The sequence below is a fragment of the Williamsia sp. Leaf354 genome (genome assembly GCF_001424365.1).
In the GTDB taxonomy this organism is placed as follows: domain Bacteria; phylum Actinomycetota; class Actinomycetes; order Mycobacteriales; family Mycobacteriaceae; genus Williamsia_A.
Genome location: NZ_LMPL01000001.1, coordinates 579,794 through 594,715, shown reverse-complemented (window position 1 = coordinate 594,715; position 14,922 = coordinate 579,794). Strand labels below are relative to the sequence as shown.

Genomic DNA, 14,922 nt, shown 5'->3' with positions numbered 1-14,922 from the left:
AGCGCTGCCCCGCACTCTGATGTCCGACACGACGAGGTCCGGACGACCGGGCCACCACGAGGGCAGGAATCCGATGACCACAGTGCAGTCCCCCACCACCCACACCGAGGCCACCGACCCGATCGCCGCGCTGCGCGGCGCGGTCACCGGTGTGGTCGCCGGTCCCGACGACCCCGAGTACCGACGGGCGACCCCGTGGAACGTCGCGGTGCCGGTGACCCCGCGGGCGGTCGTGATCCCCGCCGACGCCGACGACGTCGCCGCCACCATCCGGATCGCCGCCGATCACGGGCTCACCGTGGCGGTCGCCTCCACCGGACACGGAGCAGTGGCCACCGACGAGTCGTCGATCCTCATCCACACCGGCGCCCTCACCGAGTGCACGGTCGACGCCACCACCCGCACCGCACGCGTCGGTGCCGGTGTCATGTGGCAGACGGTGATGGACGCCGCGGCCCCGCACGGACTGGCGCCGCTGGTCGGTTCGACGCCCGCACTCGGTGTCGTCGGGTTCCTCACCGGCGGCGGCATCGGGCCGATGGTCCGCACGTACGGGGCTTCGTCGGATCACGTCCGGGCATTCGAGCTCGTCACCGGCGCCGGTGAGCAGCTCCGCGTGACGTCGACCGAGAACCCCGACCTGTTCTGGGGCCTGCGTGGCGGCAAGGGCACGCTCGGCATCGTCACCGCGGTCGAGGTCGAGCTCGTCCCTCTCACCCAGTTCTTCGGCGGCGCACTGTACTTCGCAGCGGCCGACGCACCCGCGGTCCTGCGGGCGTGGCGGGACTGGAGCGCTGACCTCCCCGAGGACACGAACACCTCGATCGCGTTCCTGCAGCTGCCGCCGCTGCCGGACGTGCCGCCGCCGCTCGCCGGCGCCTTCACCGTCGCCGTGCGCTACACCTCGGTCGCCGACGCCGAGCAGGCCGCCGCGGTGCTCGCACCGATGCGCGCCGTCGCCGAACCGATCATCGACATGATCGGGGTGATGCCGTACTCGGCCATCGGTGCCGTGCACTCCGACCCCGTCGACCCGATGCCCGCGTTTCAGGACCACACCCTGCTCGCGTCGTTGCCGGCCGACGCCGTGGAGGCGTTGCTCGCCGTGACCGGTCCGGACTCGGGATCACCGCAGACGATCGTCGAACTCCGACGCCTCGGCGGTGCGCTGGCTCGGCCCGCTGCCGAGCCGAGTGCGTTCTGCCACCGCGACGTCGAGTACACGCTGATGGTGATCGGGGTGCTGGCGCCCGAGATCGCTGCCGTGGTGCCGGTACACGCCAACTCCGTGATCGCGGCGATGTCGTCGTGGTCGACCGGCGGCGAGCTGCCCAACTTCGCGCACTCCTGCGAGCCGGCCCACCTCGCCCGCCGCTACGACGAGAAGACCTTTCAGCGCCTGGCCGACCTCGCCGAGCTCCATGACCCGGCGAAAGTTGTCGCCGTCGGCCACGCCGTGCGCCACATGGAACCGTTCACCCTCTGACCCGGGAGGTCGGGTCTACTGCGACCCGACCTTCGGGGTCGCGCGGCCGATGATGGCCGCGGTGTCGACACCGACGGGCAATGTGCCGAAGACGCTGCCCCAGTCACCGCCGAGTCGACTGGTGCAGAACGCATCCGACACCGCCGGGTGACCGTGCCGGATCAGCAGTGATCCCTGCAGCGCCAGAGCCATGTCGCCGACCACGCGACGGGCACGGTGCTGCATGGTGTCGAAGTCGCCGAACTCGGCCTTCAACCGCGTGACCGCCGCGTCGTAGCGGTCGTCGGATCCGGTGGCGGTGTCGAGCTCGTCGAAGAACACCTCGAGGGTCTCGGGCTGCTTCACCATGGCGCGCAGCGTGTCGAGTGCGGCGACGTTGCCCGATCCCTCCCACACAGAGACCAGGGGCGCCTCGCGGTAGATCCGCGGCATCCGCGAGTCCTCCACATACCCGTTGCCGCCCAGGCATTCCAGAGCCTCGGCCGCGTGCAGGGGATTGCGCTTGCACACGAAGTACTTGGTGACCGCCAGCGAGATCCGTCGCAACGAGGCGGCGCGATCGTCACCGGAGGTCGCGCGATCGGTGAGCGCAGCCAGCCACATCGCGACCGTCGTGGACGCCTCGGCCTCCACGGCGAGATCAGCCAGCACGTTGCGCATGAGCGGCTGGTCGACCAGGGCCGCACCGAACGCGCTGCGGTGCACGGCGTGATGGGTCGCCTGATGCGTGCCGGCGCGCATACCGGTCGAGGCGCCGATGATGCAGTCGAGGCGGGTCATGTTCACCATCTCGACGATGGTGGGGACACCGCGTCCCTCCTCACCGACGAGCCAGGCGGTCGCCTCGTCGTACTCGATCTCGCTGCTCGCGTTGGAGTGGTTGCCGAGCTTGTTCTTGAGGCGCTGCAGGAACATCCGGTTGCGGGTGCCGTCGGGCAGCACGCGCGGGAGGAAGAAGCAGCTCAGTCCGCCGGGCGCCTGCGCGAGCACGAGGAACACGTCCGACATCGGTGCTGAGGTGAACCACTTGTGCCCGGTCAGCAGGTAGCTGCCGTCGGCCTGCGGAACCGCGCGTGTGGTCCCCGACCGGACGTCGGAACCACCCTGCTTCTCGGTCATCGACATGCCGGCGATGAGTCCCGGTTTGGTCAGCGGCGCAGCGGTTCTCGGGTCGTAGACCTTCGCGGAGAGCAGCGGTTCGTACTGCGCAGCCAGCTCGGCGTTGTGGCGCAGGGCGGGCACCATCGCGTACGTCATGGAGATGGGGCACTGGTGGCCGGCGTCGGTCTGGCCCCACACGGTCAGCTTCGCGGCGCGGTGCAGGTGGGCGTGCGGGTCGGGGTCGGCCCACGGGGCGGCATGCAGGCCCAGCTCGACCGCGGTCGTCATGAGCTGGTGGTAGGCGGGGTCGTAGCGCACCTCGTCGACGCGGTGGCCGTAGCGGTCGTGGGTGTGGAGCACCGGTGGGTGATCCTCGGCGAGGTCACCCCACTCGATGGCCTCGGCGCTGCCCGCGCGACGGCCGACCTCGTGGATGGTCTCCAGCGCGGAACCGGCACCCTCGCGGCTCAGCGCCTCGAGGATCGGCGGGTACTCAGCCGCGTCGTAATCCACCAGCGGCGGAACCTGATTGGTGACCTCGTGTGTGCTGTGCATCGGTGCTCCCCAGTGCTCGAAGGGTGAAGGTGGTGATGTCAGTGGTCAGAGTCGTCGGGTCGGGTGTCTCGTGGGTGTAGGCGCTGCGGGCCAGCGGTGTGACCAGGGCCTCGCCGATGGCCCCGACGATGCATGCCGCGGTGAACTCGCTGTTCTGGTGCGGGATCTCGCCGGCGTCGGCGGCGGCGTCGATCGCCACCGACAGGTTGTCGCGGAACGCCGTCCGGAACGCCAGACGTTCGGTGTCGATGGTCTGGTCGACCGGTTCGACGAGCAGGGCGTGGGCGAGGGTGGGCATGCGCAACGCGCGATCGGCGAACGCGCACACCGAGGCCACGACGGCGTCGACCGCGCGACCGTCGGTGGCGCGGGCCATCTCACCGATCTCGACCATCGCCTGCACCTCACGGCCGCACACGATGCGGAAGACCTCGGCGAACAGTTCGCTCTTGCCCTCGAAGTGGCGGTACACCGTGCCGGTGCCGACACCGGCGGCCGCGGCGACCGACGCCACCGAGCACCCTGCGTACCCGTGCTCGGCCACCTGTGCGATCGCCGCGTCGATCAGCCGCGTCCGGAGTTCATCCAGACGCCGCTGCACGGCGGGGGTGCGTCGGTATGCCATACCGAAGAAGTGAACACCCGTTCCGTTCTTGAGTCAACGGGTCAGGGAGGACCGGGCTCGGGGAAGGTCAGGTGATCGACGCGCGGAACGAGGCGAAACCCTGCAGACAGTTGTTGGTCAGCGGCTTCGGGTCGGACACCTCGATGGTGCTGACCCGGGCGATCATGACCTCGAGGAGGGTCTGCATCTCCAGCTTCGACAACTGCATGCCGACGCAGGTGTGCATGCCGTGACCCCATCCGAGGTTGCTGCCCCGGCGGTGCAGCGAGAACGTCTCGGGTCGGTCGAAGTGTCGCTCATCGAAGTTCGCCGCCGCGTAGAGCAGGACCACGCGCTCACCGGCGGGGATACGGACCCCGCCGATCTCGGTGTCGCGGGCGACCGTCCGAGTGAACCCGCGGACCGGTGAGGCCATGCGCACGGCCTCCACCACGGCGGTGGGGATGAGGTCCGGTTCTGCGCGCAGCTGTGCGTAGAGCTGCGGATCGCGACCGAGGCTCCACAGCAGCTGACCCGTGGCGAGGATGGTGGTGTCGAGGCTGGGGGCGACGAAATCGATGACCATCGTGCGCGCCTCGGACCGCGTGATCTCACCACGATCGGCCGCATCGAAGACGGTGGCCGCCCAGCCGTCGGGTGTGACCTGCGATCGACGCAGTCGCATCGAGTAGAGGTACAGCCCCAGGGCCGTCGCGGTGGCGTCGAGGGTGCGCCGGTTCACCGGACCGAGGATGTCGAAGGTGCTCGCGCCCCACGTGAGGAGCTGATCGTGACCGACCCGCACGCCGACGAGGTCGGCCACGGCGGAAATCGGCAGTCGGGTGGCGAAATCGGCGATGCCGTCGAAGGACTCGCGATGCAGCAGCCGCGTCACGGTGGCCTCGGCCTCGTCGCGCAACAGTGGCAGCGAGGGTCGGATCGCACGGGACATCAACGACTGCATGAGGATCCGCCGCCGTGTCGCGTGGGTGTCGTCGTCGCTGGAGAGCACCGTCTTGCGGCCGAGGAGGTTGGCGACCGGGTTCGCCGCGACACCGCGTCCGCTACGGAAGGTCGTGTCGTCACGCAACGCGCCGCGCACGTCGTCGAAGCGACCCATGGCCCACACGCGGTGGCGCGGCAGCCAGACGAGGGGGCCGGCGTCGCGGATCCGTCGGTACACCGGGTGCGGGTCGACCAGCGCCTGCCGGCCGTAGAGGTCGACGTCGACCGATGGGGCGGTACGTCGCGCGCTCCGACGCGACATCGTCTCCGGGCCGGCGGTCACGCGAGTACCCCGACGCGCCGCGGTACCGGTGACCGCATGTCGCGGAGCACGGTGAGGAGATCGCCGATCCCGTCGGGATCGGTGGCGCTCGCGGCGACCACACGGTCCGGGCGCACCAGCGCCGCGACCGCGTGATTGCGACGCAGCCACCGTGCCGGCGACGCGACACCGGCCGGGTGGGTGGCGAGACGATCGGCGTCGATGTGCACCGCACCGACATCCGCGACCCGAGCCGTGAGTGTCCCGGGGACGCGGCCTCGGGTCACGAGAGCCCAGCGCGATCCGATCAGTTCGTCGAGTCGTGCGGTGTCGGAGGCGAATCCGACGGCAGGTTGAGGAAGGGCCGAGCCGTTCACCCGGCGCAGCAGCATCCGCCGCAGGAGCGGTGTGGGCATCACGAGTGGTCCGGGCCGCAACGGCGGCACCCCGACGGCAGGCATCACCGCGGCGAGCCCCGGCACCCGACACACCGCGGCCACGCCGAGGCGGCGCACACCCGCGAAGCGATCCTGCCCGCCGGTCAGGGCCATCCCCACGGCCAACGCCATCCGGATGACCGCGATCGCGTGGGGGCGCCGCTCCACCTCGTAGGTGTCGAGCAAGTCGCCGCGCGCTGTCCCGTCGAGCACGTCGGCGAGCTTCCACGTCAGGTTCGACACGTCGCGCAGTCCCGAGCCGAGCCCCTGACCGACGAAGGGCGGCGTCTGGTGCGCGGCGTCGCCGGCCAGGAAGATGCCACCGGCGCGCCACCGGTCGGCCACGCGCGCGCGAAAGGTGTAGAACGCTCGTCGCAGGATCTCCGCCTCGTCGATCTCGTCGGCGGACAACCACGGCGACAGCAGGTTCCGCAGACCGTCGACCGAGACGAGCGCATCGAGGTCCTCGCCGTCGTGGACCCGGAACTCCCAGCGGTACCGGTTGCCCGTGACGGGCATGAAGGTGGCCGCCCGCGCCGGGTCGCAGATCTGGTGCACACCGTCCCAGACGTGGAGCGGGCGTGGGGTGTTCACGTCGATGACGAGCCACTTCTCGGCGAACCGCAGATCGGTCGAGGTGATCCCGAGGCGCTCACGCACGAGGCTGTTCGCGCCGTCGCAGGCGATCACGGCCGCACCGGCGACGGTCGTCTCGACCCCGTCGGCGTCGATGTGGCGGACCGTCGGTGTCGGCCCCTCGGCCACGTCGACGACCTCACACCCACGGCGCATGTCGATGAGCGGCTCTCGGCTCGCCGCGTCGTGGAGGATCTTCTCGAGGTCGGGTTGGTCGAACATGCTGTCCGGCGGGAATCCCTGGGGCCCGTCGGCGGTGTCGCGCCCGAACTCGGCCATCACGCGACCGCGGCCGTCGATGAGACGCATGCCGGGCATGGGCCTGCTCACGGTGCGGAACGCCTCGTCGACCCCGGCGGCCTGCAGGATCCGGAACACGTCGTCGTCGAGGTGCACGGCCCGCGGCAGGGCATACGGCTCGGGGTGTCGTTCGAGGACGACGGTCGCGACCCCGCGCCGGGCCAGCAACAGCGCCGCGGTCACCCCGACCGGACCGGCCCCGACGATGACCACGGTCGTCGACGCCCGCGGGGACGTCATGCGTACCGGACCGTGCACCGCTGCCTGCCCAGGTCGATCGATCCGTCGTCGGTGGCGATGCGGACCTCGACGACGTCGCCCTCGTGGAGATACTTCGGGTTCGACGCCTGGCGGGAGAAGAACTGCTTCCACTTCACATGCGGGGGAAGCAGCGCCCCGATCATCTCGATCGGCTTCGGCGGCGCCGACAGGGCGGTGCCCCCGGGGGTTCCGGTGAGCAACACGTCGCCGGGGGCGAGTCGCTGGAAACCGGCGAGCACGCTCAGCGCGCTGACCGGGTCGACGATCATGTCGCCGCCGACATGGCCGTCCTGTCGGCGTTCGCCGTTGACCCAGAGCTGCAGTCGCAGTTGGTCGAATCGACGCCACTCCTCGTGGTCGAGGAGCACCAGTCGCGGACCCATCGGGGTGAACGTGGGGTACGACTTCGACTCGTAGAACTGGGTTTTCGGCAGCTGGACATCGCGGGCACTCACGTCGTTCGTGATCACGACGCCGGCGATGACGTCGCCGAGATCATCCGCGGTCACCGTGCTCCCGACCGTCAACTCGCCGCCCGCGACGAGTCCGATCTCGACCTCATAGTCGAGCAGACGGACATGTGCGGGCTTCACGATGTCGTCGTACGGGCCGACCACCGATCCCGACGCCTTGCGGAAGAACGTCGCCTGCACCCGACTCGGGTCGATGTTGGAGTCGCGGGCGTGGCTGGCGTAGTTGACCATCTGCGCCACCACCCGACACGGCGTCGTGATCGGCGAGAGGAGGTCGAGGTCGGCCACCCGCGTCGAACCCGCATCGCCCGTGGCCGCGGCATCGATCGCGGCACGGTCGGCGAGGAGTTCGCCGGTGGTGGTGGCCGATGTGGTGATCGGCACGGCGACCTCGTCGCGCGCAACCCACCAGCCGGCGGTGGTTCGGATGATCGTCGTTGTCATGAGCGGGCAACTTTCAACAGGCCGAGGAGGCGGTGGATGTCGAACTCGTTGTCGTCGCGAAGGCCGTTGAGGATGCCTTTCACGAGGTCGGGGTCGGGGTTGGCGCCGAGGAAGTCGCGCGTGACCGGCGGGCCCCACTGCGAGAGGCCGCTGGCGGTCATGGGCGCCCATCCCGCGGTGACGCTGTTGTCGAAGACGTCGCCGTCGGCGTAGTGCTCGACCATGAACTTGTCGGGATCACGCCAGTAGTCGAAGATCTGGCTGCCCTGGATGTGGCGGCCCATTCCCCACGCGTGGTGGTATCCGCGGTCGGCCAGGTACGCGCCGCCGGCGGCGACAGCGTCGAGGTCAGCGACCTGATAGGCGCTGTGCACGTAGCGGGCTCGCGGTCCCAGCGTCATGGCGAGGGTGTGATGATCGGCGGCGTCGGCACCCCGGTCACACCGCATGAAGGCCATGGTCGGGCCGCGGTCGCGCTGACCGGGGAAGAACTGGAAGTCGCTCACGATGAACCCGAGCACCGACTGATACCAGTGCAACGCTTCACGGAAGCGGGGTGACTCGATCACCACGTGGCCGAGGCGTTGCACCCGCGCCGGGGCCCGCGGTGGGCGCTGGATCGCGTTGAACCGCGCCACCTTCCCGCCCGCGTTGACGGTGAGCGGTTCCTGATCGGGGAGGGAGGGCAGGTCGAACAGGTCGGCCACCACCCGCAGCGGCTGACCGGACGGGTCGACGAGGTCGACCACGCTGCCGCCGAGGTCGCCGAGTGAGTGCACGCGCGTGCCCGTCGCCTCGGCGAGGGTGGTGAGGTCGGTGGTGCTCTCGGCGCGGTACGCCGGTCCGACGAAGCGGGATCGACGTGCGCGGCGGATCAGCACGCACGGCGCGCCCGCCCAGGTCCCCCGCAACTCGAGGCGGTCGGCGGTGCGGTTCGCCACGGTGAACCCGAAGTCGCGCGCGAATCGTTCCGCGTCGGCGAGGTTCTGCTTCTCGAACTCCAACCAGGCGATGTCGATCACCTTGATCACCGGCGACCGATGGCGGTCGTCGGGATCACCGGGACGAGCGCCGAACTCACTGTGCAGATCGGCGTGTACCGACGGCGCCGGGACGGTTCCAACAAGCTGTGTCATGATCATCTCCCATCAAACTGATGAAATCCTCACTTTTGATGGACACCTCAGTCAAGTGCCTTCACACTTGGAATCATCGTCAGAAGTGAGGTGAGATCACCGGTGGACACCACCCCCGACATCCCGGCCAACCGACTCGATCGGCGGAAGGCACGTACACGGGCAGCACTGATCGACGCGGCGTGCCGGATGCTGGAGGGACCCCGCGGCACCGACGCCAGCATCTCCGAGATCACCGAACTCGCCGATGTCGGCATCGGATCGTTCTACAACCATTTCGCGGGCAAGGCCGAGCTGTTCGACGCTGCCATCGCCAGCACCCTCGACACCTATGGCCGGCTGTTCGACAGTGCCACCGAGGGACTGACCGACCCTGCCGAGGTGTTCGCCGCCGGCGTGCGGATGACGATGCGGCTCAATCGGTCCCACTCGCGGGTGGCGCGGACGATGGTCGGCGTCGGGATGAGCTACCTCGATCGCGACGACGGGTTGGCTCCCCGAGCGTTGCGTGATCTCGACGCCGCGCGCACATCCGGACGTCTCGACATCGACGACCTACCGGCAGCACTCGCGTGTACCGCGGGATCGCTGCTGGGGTGCCTGCATCTCGTCACCCGCGATCCCGGCATGGACACCGAGCGTGTCGCCGACGAGCTCGCGACGAATCTGTTGCGGATGTTCGGGCTGTCGAAGGCCGACGCGCACGAGGTCGCCCACCGACCCCTGCGGACACCGGCGCCCGAGATCGAGTGACCTCGACGCGCGCGCGTCAGGCGCCGCCGCGGAGCGAGTGTTGGTAGCGCTGCATACCCGCGATCCAGCGGTCGTAGTCCGATCCCTTGCGCTGGTACATCGTCAGCACCTCGGGGTGCGGCAGGATCAGGAACCGCTCGTCGCGCAGTGCCTCGATCACCACGGCCGCGACGTCCTCGGGTTCCAACACGGTGCCCGCGCTCGTCACCGCGCTCGCGGCGATCGAGCCTCCGTCGCGATCGCCGGAGAAACCTGCGTTGAGCAGTTCGGTGTTCACGCCCATCGGGCACAGGCAGCTCACCCCGACACCGGAGTCGCCGTAGGTGACGCGCAACCACTCGGCGAACCCGACCGCCGCGTGCTTGCTCACCGAATAGGTGACCGAGCCGATCTGCGTCAGCAGACCCGCGGCCGACGCCGTCGACAGGAAGTAGCCGCGACCACGCTCGACCCAGCCGGGCACCAGGGCGCGCGCCGCGCGCACGTGGGCGAGGACGTTGACGTCGAGCGCGGTCTGCCAGGCGGCGTCGTCGGAATCGAGCCCGAGGCCCGCGGTGGTACCGGCGTTGGCGACGTAGAGATCCACCGACCCGAACTCGCGTTCGGCGGTGGCGACGAGCTCGGCGATCACGGCGTCGTCGGACACGTCACCGGCGACAGCGGCCGCACGGGTTGCGCCGGTGTCGGTGTTGATCCCCTCCGCGACCGCACGTACGCGCTCGGCGTTCAGGTCGGCGACCACCACCGAACCGCCCTGGTCGACGATGGCCCGGGCGATCGCGGCACCGATGCCCGCGCCTGCTCCGGTGACGACTGCGACGGCGCCTGCGAGTTCCATCAGGCGATGCTAACGATCAGCGGATGCGGAAGATGACGGCGCGCTGCACCGCGAAGTTGATGACGGTGGCGGTGCCCTGGGCCAGGACGAACGCGGCCAGGCTGTAGAGCACCTCTTCGGGCCAGACGTGCGACAGCACCGAATAGATCCCCACCTGCACCGCGAAGGTCACCAGGTACAGCGCGACCACCGCGATGAAGCGGGCGCGGCTGGGTTCGGCGCGGAAGGTCCATCGACGGTTGATGAGGTAGGCCGTCGTCGTCCCGGCGATGAAGCCGACGGTCTTGGCGAGCCAGTACGGCGCGCCGAGCAGGTACTGCAGCACCAGGGTGATGCCGAAATCGAGGACACCCGAACCGGCACCGGTCACCACGAACCGGACGAGCTGTGTCTTCAGGTCGACGTCGGTCGATGCCTCCTGATCGTCGAGCGGCAGCTCGATCGGCATCGGGGCGTGCGGGCTCCGGAACTCCTCGTGGGCGTGATGTACGTCCTGCTCGCCCCGGGGGGCGTCGGCGCGTTCGGATCCCTGCTGTTCGGACACGCCGGTCAGACTATCCCCACCGGTGGCCGGCGCCTCGAACCGTTCCGACACGACGTTCGCGGCACTAACGTTGCCCGCATGAGCCACCGTCCTACCGGGTCGCGCGTGGTCGCGACCGTCATCGCGACATTCCTGCTGGTGCTGTCGACGGGCGTCGTCGCCGGTCCGGCCCTCGCCGACCAGCCGCCACCCACCGGTACACCGAACTGGTCGGGTCTCGACGTGCGCGACTACTCCGGACCGATCCCCGCGCGCGCCGGGACGCTGATCGAGTCGACTCCCCTCGCGCCGGCGCTGTCGATCCCGGGTGCCGGATCGGCCACGAGGATCCTCTACTCGACCATCGATCAGCACAACAGCGCAGCCGTGAGCACCGGTGCGGTGTTCCTGCCGCAGGGCACCGCGCCCCGGGGTGGATGGCCGGTGCTGGCATGGGCACACGGGACCGTCGGGATCGGCGACGACTGCACCCCCTCGGCGCAGCCGCGCGCCCAGCGCGACAGCGACTACCTCTCGCACTGGCTGCGACGCGGCTACGCCATCGTCGCCTCCGACTACGCGGGACTGGGAACCCCCGGTCTGATGAGCTATCTCAACGGCGTCGCCGAGGCGCGCTCCATCGTCGACTCCGTGAAAGCGCTTCGTGGACTTCGGGTCCCGACGGCGATGCGGTGGGCCATCGTCGGGCAGTCGCAGGGTGCGGGTGCGGCGATGAACGCCGCGCGACTGGCCACCTCGCTGACCCGCGGCACCGGTCTCGACTACCGCGGGGTCGTCGCCACCGGCACGCCGGCGAACATCGAGACCGTCCTGCAGTTCGGCGGTCCGACCTTCCCGCCGTTCGCGTTGCCCACCGGCCTGACGACGTACACCACCTACATTCTCGCGGCCATCCGCGAGGCGCGGCCGGATCTCCGCGTCGACGACATCCTCACCGCCCGCGGTCGCGCCGCCGCCGACAAGGCCGAGATCCTGTGCTACCCGGAGCTCCGACAGGCCCTGACCGGAGCCGACATCCGCACGTTCTTCGCCAAGCCGGTGTCGTCGATCCCGAACGCCTACGACGAACTCCATCGGTTCATCGGCACCCCCGCGAGCGGTTACGACCGGCCGATCTTCCTCGGGCAGGGCCTCACCGACGTCGACGTACCGGCGCCCTCGGCGTTGTCGTTGGCCGCGCAGCTCACCGCGAACCGTCAACCCGTCGAACTGCACGTCTACCCGACCGATCACTCCGGCACGGTGTACGCGTCGGTGAAGGACTCGACACCGTTCCTGGCCCGGATCCTGAGATGACGCGCCCGCTCGGACGTCGCCGGCTGCGCGCAATCCTCGTCGTGATCGTCGCTGCGGCGCTGTCGGTCCTCGCCGCGCCCGTCGCTTCGGCGATCCCGGCGCCGGGTACGCCGCTCACCCCCGAACCGGCACCGATCTGGTCGGGTCTCGACGTCCGGGACTACTCGGGCCCGATCCCCGACCGCGACGGCGCACTCATCGCCGACCGTCCCCTCGATCCGCGGCTGTCGTTGCGGGAGGCCGCACGCGCCTACCGGGTGGTGTACGCGACCACCGACGCACGGGGCCGGCGGGCGATCAGCACCGGCGCGGTGTTCGTACCCCGCGGGCAGGCGCCCGTGGGCGGTTGGCCCGTGATGGCCTGGGCGCATGGCACCGTCGGTATGGGGGACGACTGTGCACCCTCGGCGCAGGTGCGGTCGGAGTCCGATGCGGCCTACCTGAACCACTGGCTCACACGAGGTTTCGTCATCACCGCGACCGACTACACCGGGATGGGGACGCCGGGGCTCCTCGGCTACCTCAACGGTGTCGAGTCGGCCCATTCGGTCGCCGACTCGGTGCGAGCGGTCCACCAGCTGCCGATCCCTTTGTCACGCAGATGGGTTGCCGTCGGCCACTCCGAGGGTGCCGGTGCCGCACTGAACACCGCACGCCGCGCCGACGAGTTCACCGCAGGAGCCGGGCTGGACTACCGCGGCGTCGTGGCCACCGGAGCCCCGGCCAACATCGAGTCCGCCCTCGTGCTCGGTGGCCCACAGTTCCCGCCACTGACACTGCCGCGCGCGCTGAACGGGTACGTGCTCTACATCCTCGCCGGATTCCGCGACGCACGCCCCGACCTGCGCATCGACAGCCTGCTCACCCCACTGGGGCGGCGACTGGCCGACCTCGCCGGGATCACCTGCGGCACACAGCTTCGTCCGTACGCGCGCGATCTCGACCTGCGCACGCTGTTCACCCATCCGCTGTCGTCGATCCCGAACATCTACGGCGCGCTGCGGTCGTATCTCGGCACGCCCGACAACGGTTACCGCGAACCGATCTTCCTCGCCCAGGGGCTGCTCGACGTCAACGTCCCGGCCCCGTCGGCGTTGTCGTTGGCCGCGCAGCTCACGGCGAACCGCCAGCCATTGGAGCTGCGGGTCTACCCGGGCGCCGATCACCCGGGCGTCCTCGTCGCCGCACGCCCCGACGCCGACCGTTTCCTCGATCGGGTCCTCGGGCGGTGACGACGTCGGTCGCGTCACCGACTCCCGTAGGTTGGAATCCATCCGACCGCGAGGGAGCCGTACACCGATGAACCGTGAGACCGTCCGCTACGAGGTCACCGACGGTGTCCTCGTGCTCACCCTGACCCGTCCCGAGAACCTCAACGCGTTCACGGTGCAGATGGCCGACGATCTCGAGGCCGCGTTCGACGAGGCGTCGGCCGATCCGGAGGTCGCCGCGATCGTGGTCACCGGAGAGGGCAAGGCCTTCTGCGCCGGGATGGATCTGAGCAGCGAGGGCAATGTCTTCGGGCTCGACGAGGACCTGCAGCCCACGCTCGCCGACCTGTACGACCGCTTCGACGACCCCGCCATCGTCAGCGGCGTGCGCGACACCGGTGGCCGCGTGTCCCTGGCCATCTACCGCTGCCCCAAGCCGGTCATCGGCGCGATCAACGGCGCGGCGGTCGGTATCGGCGCCACGATGACCCTCCCGATGGACTTCCGGTTGGCGTCGGAGAAGGCCCGCATCGGGTTCGTCTTCGGGCGCCTCGGCATCGTGCTGGAGGCGTGTTCGAGCTGGTTCCTGCCGCGCGTGGTGGGGATGCAGAACGCCCTCGAACTGATCTACACCGCCGACATCGTCGACGCCGAACGGGCCAAGGACCTGGGGCTGGTGCGGTCGATCCATCCGCCCGAGGAACTGCTCGACGCGGCGATCGCGTTGGCGCACAGGTTCGTCGACGGCCGCTCACCGGTCGCCACCGCCCTGATGCGTCACATGCTCTACCGCAACAGCGCTTTCGCCTCACCGGTCGACGCCCACCGGGTGGACTCGCTGGCGATGTACTACACGTCGATCGCCGACGGCAAGGAGGGCGTCGCGGCGTTCCTGGAGAAGCGTCCGGCGCAGTTCACCTCGACACTGCCCGCAGATCTGCCCGACTTCCTCGCCGAGACCGACTCGATTCGCTAGCCGACCCGCGCTGCCGAGAACGTCCCCGAGAGATCCCACCGAGGGGGATCTGCCCTCGGTGGGCGCTCAGGGGGACGTTGTCGGCAGCAGCCCCTGTCGTCAGCTCTTTCGCAGTCCGAGCACGGCGAGCAGGGCCGGGCGACGGAGCACCATCGCGATCCACAGTGCGACACCGAAGTACACGGCGAACAGCGTGGTGCTCGCCAGCGGTGCGTCGTCGTTCCAGTTCGCGGTGACCGCTCCGCCGAGGTAGGCGGTGATCCCGATCGCGCCCAGCACCGCGGTCCGCGGGATGGCCCACACGACAAGGCAGAGGGCGAGAACGATGCCCATCACCGTCGCCTGGGTGGTGCTGAAGCCGAGCTTCTCGGTGCCCTCGACGACGGATTCGGGTTGGAAGAGCTTGCCGAGGATGTCGAACAGCAGGAACGCGCCGAGCAGCACGCTGAGAACCACTCCGGCGGTGTGGGTGCGCGATCGGCGAGTGGTGGTGGTCGTGTCGGCGGGGATGGTGGCTGTGGTGGTCATGGTGTCCTCCGTGGATGTGATGGTGTCGGTGGGGTTGACCGACACCGGCACCGGAACTCATCGGTCGTCTCCAGAA

General features: G+C 69.7%; 14 protein-coding genes. 5 read left to right on the top strand and 9 right to left on the bottom strand.

Going from position 1 to position 14,922, the window contains the following annotated elements; all coding sequences use genetic code 11:
• Positions 1 to 73: 73 nt before the first annotated feature.
• On the top strand, positions 74 to 1,486 hold the full coding sequence (locus ASG12_RS02795; protein ID WP_055784920.1) for an FAD-binding oxidoreductase: 1,413 nt from the start codon (positions 74 to 76) through the stop codon (positions 1,484 to 1,486).
• A gap of 15 nt (positions 1,487 to 1,501) precedes the next feature.
• Here ASG12_RS02795 and ASG12_RS02790 read toward each other — a convergent pair whose 3' ends face one another.
• The 6 genes from ASG12_RS02790 to ASG12_RS02765 all read right to left on the bottom strand — a co-directional run bounded on the left by ASG12_RS02790 (position 1,502) and on the right by ASG12_RS02765 (position 8,700).
• Positions 1,502 to 3,142, bottom strand: a complete 1,641-nt coding sequence (locus ASG12_RS02790) for an acyl-CoA dehydrogenase family protein (protein ID WP_055784917.1) — start codon at positions 3,140 to 3,142, stop codon at positions 1,502 to 1,504.
• Entirely contained in the window at positions 3,081 to 3,767 is a 687-nt protein-coding gene (locus ASG12_RS02785; protein WP_055784913.1) for a TetR/AcrR family transcriptional regulator, read from the bottom strand. Before ASG12_RS02785 ends, ASG12_RS02790 begins: the two co-directional genes overlap by 62 nt.
• Positions 3,768 to 3,834: 67 nt before the next feature.
• Entirely contained in the window at positions 3,835 to 5,034 is a 1,200-nt protein-coding gene (locus ASG12_RS02780; RefSeq protein ID WP_235455915.1) for a cytochrome P450, read from the bottom strand.
• On the bottom strand, positions 5,031 to 6,626 hold the full coding sequence (gene mhpA / locus ASG12_RS02775; RefSeq protein WP_055784911.1) for a bifunctional 3-(3-hydroxy-phenyl)propionate/3-hydroxycinnamic acid hydroxylase MhpA: 1,596 nt from the start codon (positions 6,624 to 6,626) through the stop codon (positions 5,031 to 5,033). The genes ASG12_RS02780 and mhpA overlap by 4 nt, the downstream gene beginning before the upstream one ends.
• Positions 6,623 to 7,564, bottom strand: a complete 942-nt coding sequence (locus tag ASG12_RS02770; protein ID WP_055784909.1) for a fumarylacetoacetate hydrolase family protein — start codon at positions 7,562 to 7,564, stop codon at positions 6,623 to 6,625. Before ASG12_RS02770 ends, mhpA begins: the two co-directional genes overlap by 4 nt.
• Entirely contained in the window at positions 7,561 to 8,700 is a 1,140-nt protein-coding gene (locus ASG12_RS02765) for a VOC family protein (RefSeq protein WP_156377895.1), read from the bottom strand. The genes ASG12_RS02770 and ASG12_RS02765 overlap by 4 nt, the downstream gene beginning before the upstream one ends.
• Positions 8,701 to 8,802: 102 nt before the next feature.
• Between ASG12_RS02765 and ASG12_RS02760 the strand changes: the two genes are divergently transcribed.
• The gene (locus tag ASG12_RS02760; RefSeq protein ID WP_235455905.1) at positions 8,803 to 9,453 is read left to right on the top strand and encodes a TetR/AcrR family transcriptional regulator; all 651 of its coding nucleotides are present in this window, start codon (positions 8,803 to 8,805) and stop codon (positions 9,451 to 9,453) included.
• A gap of 16 nt (positions 9,454 to 9,469) precedes the next feature.
• Here the strand turns inward: ASG12_RS02760 and ASG12_RS02755 are convergent, their stop codons facing one another.
• Positions 9,470 to 10,291: an SDR family oxidoreductase gene (locus ASG12_RS02755; protein WP_055784900.1), complete on the bottom strand. Its 822-nt coding sequence runs from the start codon at positions 10,289 to 10,291 to the stop codon at positions 9,470 to 9,472.
• Between the two features lie 16 nt (positions 10,292 to 10,307).
• Entirely contained in the window at positions 10,308 to 10,739 is a 432-nt protein-coding gene (locus tag ASG12_RS02750; protein WP_045821085.1) for a GtrA family protein, read from the bottom strand.
• A gap of 174 nt (positions 10,740 to 10,913) precedes the next feature.
• Here ASG12_RS02750 and ASG12_RS02745 point away from each other — a divergent pair, with 174 nt between their 5' ends.
• The 3 genes from ASG12_RS02745 to ASG12_RS02735 all read left to right on the top strand — a co-directional run bounded on the left by ASG12_RS02745 (position 10,914) and on the right by ASG12_RS02735 (position 14,318).
• A complete protein-coding gene (locus ASG12_RS02745; RefSeq protein WP_055784897.1) occupies positions 10,914 to 12,131 on the top strand; it encodes an alpha/beta hydrolase family protein in 1,218 nt (405 codons plus the stop codon).
• Entirely contained in the window at positions 12,128 to 13,363 is a 1,236-nt protein-coding gene (locus ASG12_RS02740; RefSeq protein ID WP_055784895.1) for an alpha/beta hydrolase family protein, read from the top strand. Before ASG12_RS02745 ends, ASG12_RS02740 begins: the two co-directional genes overlap by 4 nt.
• A 67-nt stretch (positions 13,364 to 13,430) precedes the next feature.
• Positions 13,431 to 14,318, top strand: a complete 888-nt coding sequence (locus ASG12_RS02735; RefSeq protein WP_055784892.1) for a crotonase/enoyl-CoA hydratase family protein — start codon at positions 13,431 to 13,433, stop codon at positions 14,316 to 14,318.
• Between the two features lie 99 nt (positions 14,319 to 14,417).
• Here ASG12_RS02735 and ASG12_RS02730 read toward each other — a convergent pair whose 3' ends face one another.
• Positions 14,418 to 14,846: a DoxX family protein gene (locus ASG12_RS02730; RefSeq protein ID WP_055787482.1), complete on the bottom strand. Its 429-nt coding sequence runs from the start codon at positions 14,844 to 14,846 to the stop codon at positions 14,418 to 14,420.
• Between the last annotated feature and the right edge of the window lie 76 nt (positions 14,847 to 14,922).